The organism is Bordetella genomosp. 13 (genome assembly GCF_007679965.1).
In the GTDB taxonomy this organism is placed as follows: Bacteria; Pseudomonadota; Gammaproteobacteria; order Burkholderiales; family Burkholderiaceae_B; genus Bordetella.
Window position 1 is genome coordinate 85,659 of the sequence record NZ_VEHL01000004.1, and the last position, 14,723, is coordinate 100,381.

Annotated in this window: 14 protein-coding genes; 7 read left to right on the top strand and 7 right to left on the bottom strand. The window is 67.1% G+C overall.

Translation table 11 applies throughout. The annotated features are described in order from the left end of the window. The 7 genes from tldD to FS845_RS11765 all read left to right on the top strand — a co-directional run bounded on the left by tldD (position 1) and on the right by FS845_RS11765 (position 9,016). Complete coding sequence (gene tldD / locus FS845_RS11735) at positions 1–1,461, top strand: metalloprotease TldD (protein ID WP_144634845.1); 1,461 nt, start codon at positions 1–3, stop codon at positions 1,459–1,461. 451 nt (positions 1,462–1,912) lie between these two features. Further along, a complete protein-coding gene (gene aroG, locus FS845_RS11740; RefSeq protein ID WP_144634848.1) occupies positions 1,913–2,986 on the top strand; it encodes a 3-deoxy-7-phosphoheptulonate synthase AroG in 1,074 nt (357 codons plus the stop codon). A gap of 77 nt (positions 2,987–3,063) precedes the next feature. Further along, positions 3,064–4,473: an FAD-binding oxidoreductase gene (locus FS845_RS11745; protein ID WP_144634852.1), complete on the top strand. Its 1,410-nt coding sequence runs from the start codon at positions 3,064–3,066 to the stop codon at positions 4,471–4,473. A 97-nt stretch (positions 4,474–4,570) separates the two neighbouring features. Next, on the top strand, positions 4,571–6,073 hold the full coding sequence (locus tag FS845_RS11750; RefSeq protein ID WP_144634855.1) for an FAD-linked oxidase C-terminal domain-containing protein: 1,503 nt from the start codon (positions 4,571–4,573) through the stop codon (positions 6,071–6,073). A 9-nt stretch (positions 6,074–6,082) separates the two neighbouring features. Beyond that, the gene (gene glcE / locus FS845_RS11755; RefSeq protein WP_144634858.1) at positions 6,083–7,180 is read left to right on the top strand and encodes a glycolate oxidase subunit GlcE; all 1,098 of its coding nucleotides are present in this window, start codon (positions 6,083–6,085) and stop codon (positions 7,178–7,180) included. 7 nt (positions 7,181–7,187) lie between these two features. Next, positions 7,188–8,411 (top strand): glycolate oxidase subunit GlcF, encoded by a 1,224-nt coding sequence (glcF, locus tag FS845_RS11760; protein WP_144634861.1) that lies wholly within the window; start codon positions 7,188–7,190, stop codon positions 8,409–8,411. Between the two features lie 212 nt (positions 8,412–8,623). After that, positions 8,624–9,016, top strand: a complete 393-nt coding sequence (locus tag FS845_RS11765) for a coiled-coil domain-containing protein (RefSeq protein ID WP_144634863.1) — start codon at positions 8,624–8,626, stop codon at positions 9,014–9,016. 70 nt (positions 9,017–9,086) lie between these two features. Here the strand turns inward: FS845_RS11765 and FS845_RS11770 are convergent, their stop codons facing one another. The 7 genes from FS845_RS11770 to FS845_RS11790 all read right to left on the bottom strand — a co-directional run bounded on the left by FS845_RS11770 (position 9,087) and on the right by FS845_RS11790 (position 14,550). Continuing rightward, a complete protein-coding gene (locus FS845_RS11770; protein WP_144635769.1) occupies positions 9,087–10,526 on the bottom strand; it encodes an NAD(P)(+) transhydrogenase (Re/Si-specific) subunit beta in 1,440 nt (479 codons plus the stop codon). Next, complete coding sequence (locus tag FS845_RS11775; RefSeq protein WP_144634866.1) at positions 10,526–10,849, bottom strand: NAD(P) transhydrogenase subunit alpha; 324 nt, start codon at positions 10,847–10,849, stop codon at positions 10,526–10,528. The genes FS845_RS11770 and FS845_RS11775 overlap by 1 nt, the downstream gene beginning before the upstream one ends. 1 nt (position 10,850) lies before the next feature. After that, positions 10,851–11,969, bottom strand: coding sequence for a Re/Si-specific NAD(P)(+) transhydrogenase subunit alpha (locus FS845_RS11780; protein WP_144634868.1), 1,119 nt, complete (start codon positions 11,967–11,969; stop codon positions 10,851–10,853). Positions 11,970–12,103: 134 nt separating this feature from the next. Then, on the bottom strand, positions 12,104–12,262 hold the full coding sequence (locus FS845_RS26505; protein WP_186332250.1) for a hypothetical protein: 159 nt from the start codon (positions 12,260–12,262) through the stop codon (positions 12,104–12,106). 9 nt (positions 12,263–12,271) lie between these two features. Further along, entirely contained in the window at positions 12,272–12,439 is a 168-nt protein-coding gene (locus FS845_RS26510) for a hypothetical protein (protein WP_186332276.1), read from the bottom strand. 136 nt (positions 12,440–12,575) lie between these two features. Next, positions 12,576–13,451: an N-formylglutamate amidohydrolase gene (locus FS845_RS11785; RefSeq protein ID WP_144634871.1), complete on the bottom strand. Its 876-nt coding sequence runs from the start codon at positions 13,449–13,451 to the stop codon at positions 12,576–12,578. 115 nt (positions 13,452–13,566) lie between these two features. Continuing rightward, a complete protein-coding gene (locus FS845_RS11790) occupies positions 13,567–14,550 on the bottom strand; it encodes a Bug family tripartite tricarboxylate transporter substrate binding protein (protein ID WP_144634874.1) in 984 nt (327 codons plus the stop codon). Positions 14,551–14,723: the final 173 nt, after the last annotated feature.

The following is a 14,723-nucleotide window of genomic DNA, read 5'->3' on the forward strand; positions in this document are numbered from 1 at the left end:
ATGAAATTGATCGATCCCGCCATCCAGTCCCTGGCCACCGCCAAATCCCTGTTGCTGGACCCCTGGGGCCTTACCGAGGCCGACCTGGCCCGTGCCTTGGGCGAAATCTTCACGCACAAGGTCGATTATGCCGACCTGTATTTCCAGTACACGCGCAGCGAAGGCTGGAGCCTGGAAGAGGGCATCGTCAAGACGGGCAGCTTCTCCATCGGCCAGGGCGTGGGCGTGCGCGCCGTCAGTGGCGAGAAAACCGCCTTCGCCTATTCCGACAGCCTGTCCGTCGAAGCCCTGCAATCGGCGGCACATACCGTGCGCGGCATCGCCCGCCGCGGCGCCGGCCGCGTCAAGGTGGCTGCCCACCGGCCGCAGGACGACAGCCTGAGCCTCTATACCGACATCGACCCGCTGACCACGCTGACCGCCGCCGAGAAGGTGGCGCTGCTGGAACGCGTCGAGCGCATGGCGCGCGCCGCGGATCCGCACGTCATCCAGGTCATGGCCGGCCTGGGCGCCGAATACGACGTGGTGCTGATCGCCGGCAGCGATGGCCGCCTGGCCGCCGACGTGCGCCCGCTGGTGCGCCTTTCCGTCACGGTCATCGCCGAACGCAATGGCCGGCGCGAGATGGGGCATGGCGGCGGCGGCGGCCGCAGCGGCCTGAACCTGTTCTCGGACGACCTCTTGAAGGAATACGTGGACCGGGCCGTGCACGAGGCCATGGTGAACCTGGAAGCACGCCCCGCGCCTGCCGGCGAGATGACGGTGGTGCTGGGCTCGGGCTGGCCCGGCATCCTGCTGCACGAGGCCGTGGGCCATGGCCTGGAAGGCGACTTCAACCGCAAGGGCTCCAGCGTGTTCTCGGGCCGCATCGGCGAGCGCGTGGCGTCACCGGGCGTCACCGTCGTCGACGACGGTACGCTGCCCGACCGCCGCGGCTCGTTGAACATCGACGACGAAGGCAACGCGACGCAGCGCAACGTGCTGATCGAGGACGGCATCCTGCGCGGCTACATGCAGGACACGTTGAACGCGCGCCTGATGAAGACCGCCGCCACCGGCAACGGCCGCCGCGAATCGTTCGCGCACCTGCCGATGCCGCGCATGACCAACACCTATATGCTGGCCGGTGCCACCCCGCCCGAGGAAATCATCGCGTCGGTGAAAAAGGGCCTGTATGCCGCGAATTTCGGCGGCGGGCAGGTGGACATCACCAACGGCAAGTTCGTGTTCTCGGCGTCCGAGGCCTACATGATCGAGGACGGCAAGATCACGTATCCGGTCAAGGGCGCGACGCTGATCGGCAATGGGCCGGATGCGATGAACCGGGTCAGCCTGATCGGCAACGACATGCGGCTGGATTCGGGCGTGGGTACATGCGGGAAGGACGGGCAGAGCGTGCCGGTGGGCGTCGGCATGCCTACCGTAAGGATGGATGGGCTGACCGTGGGTGGGACGGCCTGAATCTTTGTGTGAGGACGTTGGTTCTTGAGTCGCCAGCGCAGGGCGTGCCCGCGCGTGGCGGCCAAGTCGGGCGGCTTGGGCGCGCCATCAGGCGCCCTCGGCCCCTGCGGGGCTTCCCGCCCTCCAATTGGCCGCCACGCGCGGGCACACCCTGCGCTGGCTGGCGTCGGAGGCGTGTCGTCCTGGCGCCGGTGTGTCGGCCAAGCCGATTTTTCGAATGAAGAAAAGTCTGTCATGACTTGTTCAGATTTTTTGTGCTAGAGTGCCTCTCATGAACTTCGCGCGTCCCGCCTTTTATTTTTATTTTTTTGCTTTTCTGAAGCCGCTGGCGGAGGAAGGGTCGCGTTCAAACTGAAAAGTCGCAGAATCCCTCAAGAAAGCCGCCAGCGAACCTGGCGGCTTTTTTGTTGCTGCCGGTCGAAAAAGGGCGGGTCATACCAGGAGCAGTCCCGTGTCGCACAATACCGATGACCTTCGCATCCGCGAAATCAAAGAACTGACGCCGCCGTCGCACGTGATGCGCGAATTCGCGTGTACCCGCGAAGCCTCCGAGACGGTGTATGCCGCCCGCCAGGCCGCGCACCGCATCCTGCACGGCATGGACGACCGCATGATCGTGGTGATCGGGCCCTGCTCGATCCACGATACGCGCGCCGCGCTGGAATACGCCGAGCGGCTGCGCGAGGCGCGCAAGCGCCACGCGGGCGAGCTCGAGATCATCATGCGCGTGTATTTCGAGAAGCCGCGCACCACGGTGGGCTGGAAGGGGCTGATCAACGATCCCGACCTGGACGGCAGCTTCAACATCAACAAGGGCATCCGCACGGCGCGCGAGCTGCTGCTGGAGATCAACAGCATGGGCCTGCCGGCCGGCTGCGAATTCCTGGACATGATCACGCCGCAGTACATCGCCGACCTGGTGTCGTGGGGCGCCATCGGCGCGCGCACCACCGAAAGCCAGGTGCACCGCGAACTGGCCTCCGGGCTGTCGTGCCCGGTGGGATTCAAGAACGGCACGGACGGCAACATCCGCATCGCGGTGGACGCCATCAAGGCGGCGTCGCAGCCGCACCATTTCCTGTCGGTGACCAAGGGCGGCCATTCGGCCATCGTGTCCACGGCGGGCAACGAGGACTGCCACGTGATCCTGCGCGGCGGCAAGGCGCCGAACTACGACGCGGCCAGCGTCGAGGCCGTTTGCCAGGACATGAGCAAGTCCGGCATGGCGCAGCGCGTGATGATCGACGCCAGCCACGCCAACAGCAGCAAGAAACCCGAAAACCAGCCGGCGGTGATCGACGACGTGGCGCGCCAGATGGAGCAGGGCGAGGCGCGCATCGTGGGCGTGATGATCGAGAGCCATCTGGTGGCCGGCCGCCAGGACCTGGTGCCGGGCAAGCCGCTGACCTACGGCCAGAGCATCACCGATGGTTGTATCGATTGGGACGCCTCGGAACAGGTGCTGCAGCGCCTGGCCGACGCGGTGCGGGAACGCCGCCGCGTGGCCACCATGTCGGGCAAGTGACGCATTGCGGGCCTTGACGGCGGCGTGGGCGGCGCAGGCGTAAAATCGTCGCATCGTCCACCCGAACGAGCCTTGCCATGAATGCTTCCATCGAAACCGAAGCCCTGCGCCGCGCCGTGCCCGACGCCTGCCTGGACGCGCTGCGCGCCCGCTTCGGCGATCGCCTGTCCGTGGCCGCGGCGGTGCGCGACCACCACGGCCGCGACGAGTCCCCTTATCCCGCGATGCCGCCCGACGCGGTGGTCTTCGCCCACACCACCGAGGAAGTCGCCGAGGTCGCGCGGCAGTGCAACCTGCACGGCGTGCCGCTGATTCCCTACGGCGCCGGCTCTTCGCTCGAAGGCCACCTGCTGGCCGTGCAGGGCGGCATCAGCGTCGACCTGTCGCAGATGAACGCGGTGCTGTCCATCAATGCCGAGGACCTGACCGCTTCCGTGCAGGCCGGCGTCACGCGCAAGCAACTGAACGAAGCAGTGCGCGACACCGGGCTGTTCTTTCCCATCGATCCGGGCGCGGACGCGAGCCTGGGCGGGATGGCCGCCACGCGCGCGTCCGGCACCAACGCCGTGCGCTACGGCACCATGCGCGAGAACGTCATGTCGCTGACAGTGGTCACGGCCGACGGACGCATCGTGCGCACCGCCGGTCGGGCGCGCAAATCCTCGGCGGGCTACGACCTGACCCGCATCTTCGTGGGCAGCGAAGGCACGCTGGGCATCATCACCGAAGTGACCGTGCGGCTGTATCCGCAACCCGAGGCCATCTCGGCCGCGGTGTGCAATTTTCCCACGCTGGACGACGCGGTGCAGAGTGTCATCGAAATCATCCAGATGGGCGTGCCGGTGGCGCGCGTCGAGTTCATGGACACCGCGGCGGTGCGCTCGGTCAACCTGCACAGCAAGCTGGACCTGACCGAATCGCCGCTGCTGCTGTTCGAATTCCACGGCAGCCCGGCCGGCGTGCAGGAGCAGGCCCAGACGGTGCAGGCCATCACGGCCGAGCATGGCGGCATGGACTTCGCCTGGGCCGAGCGCCCCGAGGACCGCAGCCGCCTGTGGACCGCGCGGCACAACGCCTATTTCGCCGGCCTGCAGCTGCGTCCCGGCTGCCGCGCCAGCACCACCGACGTCTGCGTGCCGATCTCGCGCCTGGCCGACGTGGTGCGCGAGACGGTCGAGGACCTGGACCGCGCCAGCTTCCCGTACACCATCGTGGGCCACGTGGGCGACGGCAATTTCCACGTGCTGATGCTGCTGGACCAGGACAGCCAGGAAGAATGGCGCGAGTCCGAGGCCATCAGCCGCCGCATGGTCGAGCGCGCCATCGCGGCCGACGGCACCTGCACCGGCGAGCACGGGGTCGGGCTGCACAAGATGCAGTTCATGGAACGCGAGCATGGCGCCGACGCGCTGGCGCTGATGCGCAGCCTCAAGCAGGCGTTCGATCCCAACAACATCCTCAATCCCGGCAAGATCATCGCCTGGTGAGCAGCTTGCGGATCGCTCGCGGACGCGCCCGATCCGTCCCCTGGATGCGGGTAAATCCCGTCGTGTGCGGGGCGTTTGCCCGCGTTATCGTTGACGCATGAACACACTGGCCGATACCGGCCTGGCCGTCGGTAGCCAGGATGCCTTTTCCGCGAAAGCGGTGATCGATGCCCTGTGCGCCATCCTGCCGGCGCATTGCGTGCTGTTCCGCGAAGAAGACACGCGGCCCTACGAGTGCGATGGCCTGTCGCTGTACCGCTGCCTGCCGGCGGCGGTGGCGCTGCCCGAGACCGAGGCCCAGGTGCAGGACATCCTGCGCCTGTGCAAGCGCATGAACGTGCCCATCGTGGCGCGCGGCGCGGGCACCAGCCTGTCCGGCGGCGCCATGCCGCATGCGCGCGGCGTGCTGCTGGGCATGTCCAAGTTCAACCGCATCGGGAAGATCGATCCGCGGGCCTGCACGGCCGTGGTCGGCCCGGGCGTGCGCAACCTGGCCGTGTCCGAGGCCGCCGCCATGCACGGCCTGTACTACGCGCCGGATCCGTCCAGCCAGATCGCCTGTACCATCGGCGGCAACGTGGCCGAGAACTCCGGCGGCGTGCACTGCCTGAAGTACGGCCTGACGGTGCACAACGTGCTGCGCGTGCGCATGGTCACCATCGAGGGCGAGATCGTCGAACTGGGCAGCGAGGCGCCGGATGCGGCGGGGCTGGACCTGATGTCGGTCTTCGTCGGCTCCGAGGGCATGCTGGGCATCGTGACCGAAGTCACGGTCAAGCTGGTGCCCAAGCCGCTGTGCGCGCAGGTGGTGCTGGCCAGTTTCCCCAGTGTTGAAACCGCGGGCAACGCGGTGGCGCAGATCATCGCCGCCGGCATCATTCCTGCGGGGCTGGAGATGATGGACCGCCAGGCCATCCACATGGTCGAGCCCTTCGTGAAGGCGGGCTACGACCTCGAGGCGCAGGCGCTGCTGCTGTGCGAGTCCGACGGCACCCCGGAAGAGGTGGCGCACGAGATCGAGCGCGTCGAGGCGGTGTGCCGCCAGGCCGGCGCCACGCGCTGCCAGGTGTCGGCCAGCGAGGCCGAGCGGCTGCGCTTCTGGGCGGGCCGCAAGAATGCATTTCCCGCCGCGGGCCGGGTATCGCCCGACTACTATTGCATGGACGGCACGATTCCGCGCCGGCACCTGGGCCGCGTGCTCAACGCCATCGAGCAGATGGAGGACGAGTACGGGCTGCGCTGCGCCAACGTGTTCCATGCGGGAGACGGAAACCTGCATCCGTTGATCCTGTTCGATTCCAACAAGCCGGAAGAGATCGAGCGCGCCGACAAGTTCGGCGCCGCCATTCTCGAACTGTGCGTGCAGGTCGGAGGCACCGTGACAGGTGAACACGGTGTGGGTATGGAGAAGATCAATCAAATGTGCGTGCAATTTTCGCGTGACGAGCTGGACGCCTTTCTTGCCGTGAAGCGGGCCTTCGACCCGCCCTTGCTGCTGAATCCCGAAAAAGTCATTCCCACGCTGGCGCGCTGTGCCGAGTACGGCAAGATGCACGTGCACGGCGGCGACATGCGGTTTCCCGACCTGTCCCGTTTCTAGAGGCGAATCATGGAATTCGTCCTGTCGGAACTGTGCGAACAGGTCCTGACCGCTCGCGCGGGCCAGAAGCCGCTGTTCATCGCGGGCGGGGGCACCAAGTCGTTCTACGGCAACCATCGTGCGCTGACGCCGCAGGATGGCCATTGCCTGCTGGACATGACGGCCTACCGCGGCATCATCAACTACCAACCCTCGGAGCTGGTGGTGACGGCGCGCGCCGGCACGCCGCTGGCCGAACTGGAGGCCGAACTGGCCGCGCAGGGTCAGATGCTGGCCTTCGAGCCGCCGCACTTCGGGCCCGACGCCACGGTGGGCGGCTGCGTGGCGGCCGGCCTGGCCGGGCCTCGGCGCATGGCCGCGGGCGGGGTGCGCGACTTCGTGCTGGGCGCCCGGCTGCTGGACTCGCACGCGCGCCTGCTGTCCTTCGGCGGCGAGGTCATGAAGAACGTGGCGGGTTACGACGTGTCGCGCCTGCTGGCGGGTTCGCTGGGCATCTTCGGCGCCATCCTCGAAGTCTCGCTGAAGGTGCTGCCGCGTCCCATGGAAGAGCGCACGCTGCTGCTGGAGGCCACGCAGGACGAGGCGTTGAACGCTTTTTCGCAATGGCGCAGCCGGCCCATGCCGATCTCGGCGTCCTGCTGGGTGCCGCAGCCGGACGGCCGCGGCCAGTTGGCGGTGCGCCTGTCCGGCGCGCCTGCCGCCATCGAAGCCGCCTCCGCGCGTATCGGCGGGCAGGCGCTGGACGATGCCGCCGCCTGGTGGCGCGCACTGCGCGAGCAGACGCATCCCTTCTTCGACGGCGCGCAGCCCCTGTGGCGGCTGGCGTTGCCGCCAGCGGCGCCCGCGCTGTCGGTGGGGCCCATGCTGCTGGAATGGGGCGGTGGCCAGCGCTGGTTCAGCGGGCAGGCCGATGCGCGCGAGATGCGCGACGCCGCGGCGCAGTCCGGCGGCCATGCCACGCTGTTCCGCGCGGGGCCGTCCGCCACGCCGGCCGACGGCGTCTTCCATCCCCTGGCGCCGGGCGTGGCCACCATCACGCGGCGCCTGAAGCAAGAGCTCGATCCAGCCGGCCTGTTCAATCCGGGCCGCTTGTACCTGGAGCTATGACGAATCCATGCAGACGAATCTGGCAAGCTGGGCGCGCGACACCCCGTTGGGCGAGGATGCCGACGCCATCCTGCGGCGTTGCGTGCACTGCGGTTTCTGTACCGCCACGTGCCCGACGTATCAGGTGCTGGGCGACGAACTGGACGGGCCGCGCGGCCGCATCTACCTGATCAAGCAGGTGCTCGAGGGCGTCGAGCCCACGCAGGCCACGCAGCAGCACCTGGACCGCTGCCTGACCTGCCGCAATTGCGAGACCACCTGTCCGTCGGGCGTGCAGTACGGGCACCTGGTGGACATCGGCCGCAAGATCGTGGACGAACGCGTCACGCGCCGTTGGTCCGACCGCATGCGCCGCCTGCTGCTGCGCAAAACCATGAACTCGCCACTGTTCGGCACGGCCATGCGGCTGGGCCAGGCGGTGCGGCCCATGCTGCCGGCGGCGCTGAAGCTGAAGGTGCCGCCGCGCCGTTCGCCGGGCCGCGTGCCCGACGCGACGGGGCATGCGCGGCAGGTGCTGCTGCTGGCAGGTTGCGTGCAGCCGGCCATGATGCCGACCATCGACGCGGCGACGATACGCGTGCTGGATGCAATCGGCATCGGCACGCGCGTGGCGCCGGGCGCGGGCTGCTGCGGCGCCATCAACTTCCACCTGGATGCGCAGGAGGATGGCCTGGCGCAGATGCGCGCCAACATCGACGCGTGGTGGCCATTGGTGGAGCAGGGCGGCGTCGAGGCCATCGTGATGAATGCCTCGGGCTGCGGCGCCATGGTGAAAGACTATGCGCATCATCTGCGGCGCGATCCGAAGTATGCCGAGCGCGCCGCGCGCATCGTGGCGCTGGTGAAGGACGTGGCCGAGATCGTCGCGCCGCACGCGGCCGAACTCAAGGCACGCCTTGCACCCGGCCCGCGCGCGGCGTTCCACCCGCCGTGCACGCTGCAGCACTGGCAGGGGCTGCGGCCCTTGTCCGAGCAGATGCTGGTGGCGCTGGGCTTCGATCTACAGCCGTTCGCGGAGACGCACCTGTGCTGCGGCTCCGCGGGGGCATATTCGGTGCTGAACCCGGAGATCTCGCAGACGCTGCGCGACCGCAAGCTGGGCAACATCGCAGAGGCCAGGCCGGACATGATCGTGTCGTCCAACATGGGATGCATCGGGCACCTGCAGGGCGGCACGGACACGCCGGTGCGGCACTGGATCGAGGCGGTGGATATGGCGTTGCGGGGCTGAGGCATTGCGCTGCCGCGCTACATGAAGCGAGGGTTAGCGTAAAGACAGCGTGCCGATGAACCGCATTGCGGCTTCTACGACTGCGGTATCTACGTCTATTTTCAGGCCGGCCTCGTCGGTATCTTGATGCCTGTGGGACGAGTGATTTTCAGACTCGTCCTATAGAGCGCGCACCTCTGCCGCGCTACCATCATCGCATCAGGATTTCTCTCATGAACGACATGGCGCTCAAGTTCGACACATTGGACGTTGCCCACCGCCTCGAACGCGGCGGTTTCACGCGCGAGCAGGCCGAGACGCAGGCCGAGGTGCTGGCGGATGTGATCAATCTGGAAAGGCTGGGGTCTGCGTCGCGGGGCGATCTGCTGGATACCGAGCGAGCATTGGGTGCCGACATCGCTGCGGTCCGTACGGAATTGAAGGCCGACATCGCTGCAGTCCGTACGGAATTGAAAACCGAGATCGCCGACGTACGCCACGAGCTGCGCGAGTTCAAGCAGTTCTGCATGGGCCAGTTCAACCTGCTGCGCTGGATGACGGGGTTCCTGCTGGTCATGTCGATGTCCGTCATGTACAAGCTGTTCGTGGGCATGTCCACGCCCTGACGGTTCACGTGGCCTCATGGATTGCTTCCAGCCCGTCTGCCGTGGGGGTAGGTGGGGCGCGACAGCCTCTTCACTCCACCGCCTTCACCATCTCCTCCAGCACCTTCTTCGCGTCTCCAAACACCATCATGGTCTTGTCCAGGTAGAACAGCTCATTGTCCAGCCCGGCATAACCCGCCGCCATCGAACGCTTGTTCACGATCACCGTGCGCGCCTTGTAGGCCTCCAGGATGGGCATGCCCGCGATCGGCGACTGCGGGTCGTTCTTCGCGGCGGGGTTCACCACGTCGTTGGCGCCCAGCACCAGCACCACATCCGCCTGGCCGAACTCGCCGTTGATGTCGTCCATCTCGAATACCTGATCGTAGGGCACCTCGGCCTCGGCCAGCAGCACGTTCATGTGGCCCGGCATGCGGCCCGCCACCGGGTGGATGGCGTATTTCACCGTGATGCCTTTTTCGCCCAACTTGGCCGCAAGCTCCTTCAGCGCATGCTGCGCGCGCGCCACGGCCAGGCCGTAGCCGGGCACGATCACGACGGTCTCGGCATTGGCCATCAGGAAGGCCGCGTCCTCGGGGCTGCCCGACTTAACGCCGCGCTGCTGGCCATCGCCGGCGGCGGACGCGCCGCCGGCCTGTCCACCGAAGCCGCCCAGGATCACGTTGAAGAACGAGCGGTTCATCGCCTTGCACATGATGTACGACAGGATCGCGCCCGACGATCCTACCAGCGACCCCGCGATGATCAGCATGGGGTTGTTCAGCGAGAACCCGATGCCCGCCGCCGCCCAGCCCGAATAGCTGTTGAGCATCGACACCACCACCGGCATGTCAGCGCCGCCGATCGGAATGATGATGAGCACGCCCAGCACGAAGGCGATTGCGGTCATCAGCACGAAGGGCAGCCACGCCTGCGTGGCCATGAACCAGAAGCCGCAGCCCAGCATCGCCAGAGCCAGCAGCAGGTTCAGTACGTGCTGGCCGCCGAACACCACCGGCGCGCCCTGGAACAGGCGGAACTTGTACTTGCCCGAGAGCTTGCCGAAGGCGATGACCGAGCCCGAGAACGTGATCGCGCCCACGAAGGTGCCGATGAACAGTTCCAGGCGATTGCCCACGGGAATGGGCAGGCCCGCCGCCGCGATGCCGAAGGCGTGCGGTTCTGCCACCACCGCCACCGCGATGGCCACGGCAGCCAGGCCGATCATGCTGTGCATGAAGGCCACCAGCTCGGGCATCTTGGTCATCTCCACGCGGCGGGCCATCAGCGTGCCCACGCTGCCGCCCACCAGCAGGCCCAGCAGCACCCAGCCCAGGCCGATGCCCGCCTGGCCGTCCCGAGCCAGGCCGACGATCAGCACCGCCGTGGTCAGTACGGCAATGGCCATGCCGGCCATGCCGAACGCATTGCCCAGCCGCGACGTGGTCGGATGCGACAGGCCCTTCAGCGCCTGGATGAAGCACACCGACGCCACCAGGTACAGCAGCGTCACCAGGTTCATCGAGATCATCATGAGCGCTTCTCCTGCCCGGGCGCGGCGCGGCGGTCCTTCTTCTTGAACATCTCCAGCATGCGCCGCGTGACCAGGAAGCCGCCGAACACGTTGACGGCCGCCAGCGCCACCGCGGCCACGCCCATCGTGCGGGCCAGCCCGCCTTCGGTCAGCGCCGCGGCCAGCATGGCGCCCACGATGATGATGGCCGAGATGGCGTTGGTGACGGCCATCAGCGGCGTATGCAGCGCCGGCGTCACGTTCCAGACGACGTGGTAGCCCACATAGATGGCCAGCACGAAGATGATCAGGTTGATCAGGGTATGGTCGATGGCTTCCACGTCAGACTTTCCTCGTCAGGTTGCCGCTTTCGCACAGCAGGCAGGCGGCCACGATCTCGTCGTCGCGGTTGATTGCCAGCCGGCCCTCCGCGTCCGTGATCAGTTTCAGGAAATCCTGCAGATTGCGGGCATACAGCGCCGACGCATCGGTGGCCACCATGCCAGGCAGGTTGGTCAGTCCCACGATGGTCACGTTGTGCTTGCGCGTCACCAGGCCCCTCTCGCTCAGCGGGCAATTGCCTCCACGCTCGACGGCCAGGTCCACCACGACCGAGCCGGGTTTCATCTCCTGCACGGTCTCGGCCGACAGCAGCAGAGGTGCGGGTCGCCCCGGAATCAACGCCGTGGTGATGACGATGTCGGCCTGCCTGCAGCGCTCGGCCACCCGTTCGGCCTGCCGCGCCATCCAGGCAGGCGGCATGGCGCGCGCGTAGCCGCCCGTGCCTTGCGCGATCTCGCGCTCTTCGTCGGTTTCGTAGGGCACGTCGATGAACTTGCCGCCCAGCGATTCGATCTGCTCGCGCGCGGCGGGCCGCACGTCGGATGCCTCGACGACAGCGCCCAACCGCCGTGCGGTGGCAATGGCCTGCAGGCCGGCCACGCCCGCGCCCAGCACCACCACGCGCGCGGCCTTCACCGTGCCGGCGGCCGTCATCATCATGGGAAAAAGCCGGCCATAGTAGTGCGCCGCCAGCAGCACCGCCTTGTAGCCGGCCAGGTTGGCTTGCGACGACAGCACGTCCAGGCTCTGCGCGCGCGTGATGCGCGGCGCCAGTTCCAGCGCGAAGGCCGTCAGGCCCGCCTGCGCCATCGCCGTGATGCCCCCGGTGTCGTACGGGTCCAGCATGCCCACCACGACACTGCCGGCCTTCATGCGCGGCAATTCCTCCGGCGAGGGCGCGCGCACCTTCAGCACCAGCTCGCTGCCCAGCGCGGCATCGGCCTCGCACAGCTGCGCGCCGGCCGCTTCGTACGCCTGGTCCGGAAATCGCGCGTCCATGCCCGCGCCGCGCTCGACACACACCCGGTGCTGGGCCGCGGCGTAGCGCTTGACGGTCTCCGGCGTTGCTGCGACACGGGCTTCCCCGTCTCGGGTTTCTCTAGGTATCCCGATCTGCATCACGCTCCTCCTCGGAAGGCTGCGCATAGTTATACATAAACGCTTGCCGAGGTCGAGGAGGGTAACTACTAGGGTGGAATGCGGTTTGTCGTAGGACTGTATGGTCGTGCTCGGCGCCTTGCCGGCTCGCCGCATCAAGGCGGCGCGAGCGAATAAAGAATCTCGGCTAACAGTTGGGCGTCAAGCGTGCCCTCGGCGACGTCGACCATGATGTCCTCCCCCGACAGTCCGGATTCCGTACTCAGGATGAGATCGTGAATCTCCTGGACCATTTCCGGGGTAATGGCAGACACTACGTCAATTCATCGATTGGCCAAGGCCTTGATGACTTTCTCATGCGTTACCAGTACCCGCTTGGCCGCGCTGAGGACAACTCTGGAGCCTTCTTTTCCCGTCAGCTTGATGTCGACGGGCCGTGTTGCCTCCGTGCGAGGTTTGATGACGATGCCGTATTTGTTCATGATCTTCATCACCGCAAGTCGTTGGCTGGAGCAGAAGCAGACGCGTGGATTTTACAACGGCGGTCGTTGGACAAAAAAGCCCCCAGGGATGCGATCCCGTGGGGGCTTTACACCTACGCGCAGGCGCGAGCCTGCTATGCCCGCATCACGCCGTCTGCGCGCGCGTCCACTGGACCAGCGCCTGGGTCAGTTCGCGCAGGTCGTTCTTCAACTTGCCGTAGTTGGCGGTCGGGCGCAGCGAGACCTCGTCCATGTACAGCTTGCGGTTGATCTCGATCTGCAGGCTGTGGCGGCCTTCGGCGGGGCGGCCGAATTCGCGCACCAGCTCGACGCCCTTGTAGGGGTCGTTGATGGCGACGTCATAGCCGCGCGGCCGCAGGAAGCCGGCCACGAACTGGGCGAAGGCGGGGTCGCTGGTGGCGCCGTCGCGGTCGCCCAGCACGAAGTCGGGATGCACCAGGCCGGGCTTGTCGGTGGCGAACTTGGCGGCCACGCTGGGCATGGAGTGGCAGTTGATGTGCCACACCTTGCCGAAGCGCGCATGCGCCTGGTCCAGCACGCGGCCCAGCGCCTGGTGGTACGGGCGCCAGCAGGCTTCCAGGCGATGGCGCACCTCGTCCACGCCGAGCTTGCGGTCGTACAGCGGCGTGCCATCGTCCATCATGCGCCAGATCAGGCCCTTGCCCAGCCGGATCTTGGGTGAGTCCGACAGCGGGCCGGGCCAGGGGGCGTCCAGCATGTCGGGATCGATGTCCTGCTCGCCGCGGTTGGCGTCGATGTAGGCACGCGGAAACGTGGCGCCCAGCAGGGGCACGCCCAGCTCGATGGCGTCGCTCCACAGGTCATCGACCCAGGTGTCCTCCGCCGTGCGTAGCACGCCGGGGTCGACGATGGCCTTGAAGTCCGGGGGATAGGTGGTGCCGCTGTGCGGCGAGTCGAGCACCAGCGGGGCGGAGAGGGCGGCGGCCGGATAGTCGGCCGGCACTTCGAGGCGATACGAAAGGGGTTGCTGAATGAGCATGGCTTGGGGTGCTGCTTCGGTACTGCTGTTTGGGATCGGAACCCCGCGCCGGTGCGCGCGGGGTTCAAGTCCTGGCGGCTGCCGGCGCACGTGCGCCGGCGGGCCCTGCGATGACTCAGTCGATCTTGACGTTGGCTTCCTTGGCGATGCGCTTGTTCTTGGCGACCTCATCGCTGATCTGCTTGGCGTACTCGGCCGGCGTGTTGGCCACCGGCGCGGCGCCCAGGCCTTCCAGCTTGCTCTTGACCTCGGGGTCGGCGCTGACTTCCACCACCGCCTTGTACAGCTTGTCCTGGATGGCCTGCGGCAGCTTGGCCGGGCCCACCAGGCCGAACCACGACGAGTCGTTCACCGGGCCCAGGCCCACTTCGGCGAAGGTCGGTACGTTGGGCAGCGCGGCGACGCGCTTGGGCGCGGCCACGGCCATGGCCACCAGCTTGCCGGCCTGCACGTGCGGCAGGGTCGAGGGCAGGTTGTCGAACAGGATGTCGACCTGGCCGGCCAGCGTGTCGTTCAGCGCCGGGCCCACGCCGCGGTAGGGCACGTGCATCAGGCTGGTGCCCGAGGCCATCTTGAACATCTCGCCCATCATGTGCGAAACCGAGCCGTTGCCGGCCGACGCGTAGGTCAGCTTGCCCGGCTCGCTCTTGGCCAGCTTGATGAACTCGGCCATGTCCTTGGCCTGCACCTTCGGGTTGATCGACATGATGTTCGGCACGGCCGCCAGGTTCGAGATCGGCGTAAAGTCCTTGGTGACGTCGAACGGCAGGTTGGGGTAGATGGCCGGGTTGATGCCGTGCGTGCTGACGGTGGCGATGCCCAGCGTGTAGCCGTCGGGAGCGCTGTTGGCCACGAAGGCGCTGCCGATCGAGCCGCCGGCGCCGCCGCGGTTCTCGGCGACCACGGTCTGGCCCAGCGCGCGGGAGAGCTTGTCGGCGAACAGGCGGCCGACGATGTCGGTGGTGCCGCCGGGGGGAAAGGGAACGATCAGGCGGATGGGCTTGTTCGGATAGTCCTGGGCGTGGGCCACGCCCGAGAACAGCGGCAGGGTGGCCAGGGCGGCCAGCGACAGGCCCAGCAGGGCGGAACGGCGTTGCATGATTTCTTTCCTTGGGGGAGATACTGTTCTAAGAAGCCGATAACTTTCGGTACAACTGCCGATTCTGGCCGGGCGCGCACGATTTGCGCAAACGAAAGATTCTCCGTAATCTATTCCGTTTTGTCATGGCTGTCTGGCCTCGCGCCCGGCGTCGCCTTCCTGCTTCCTTCTGT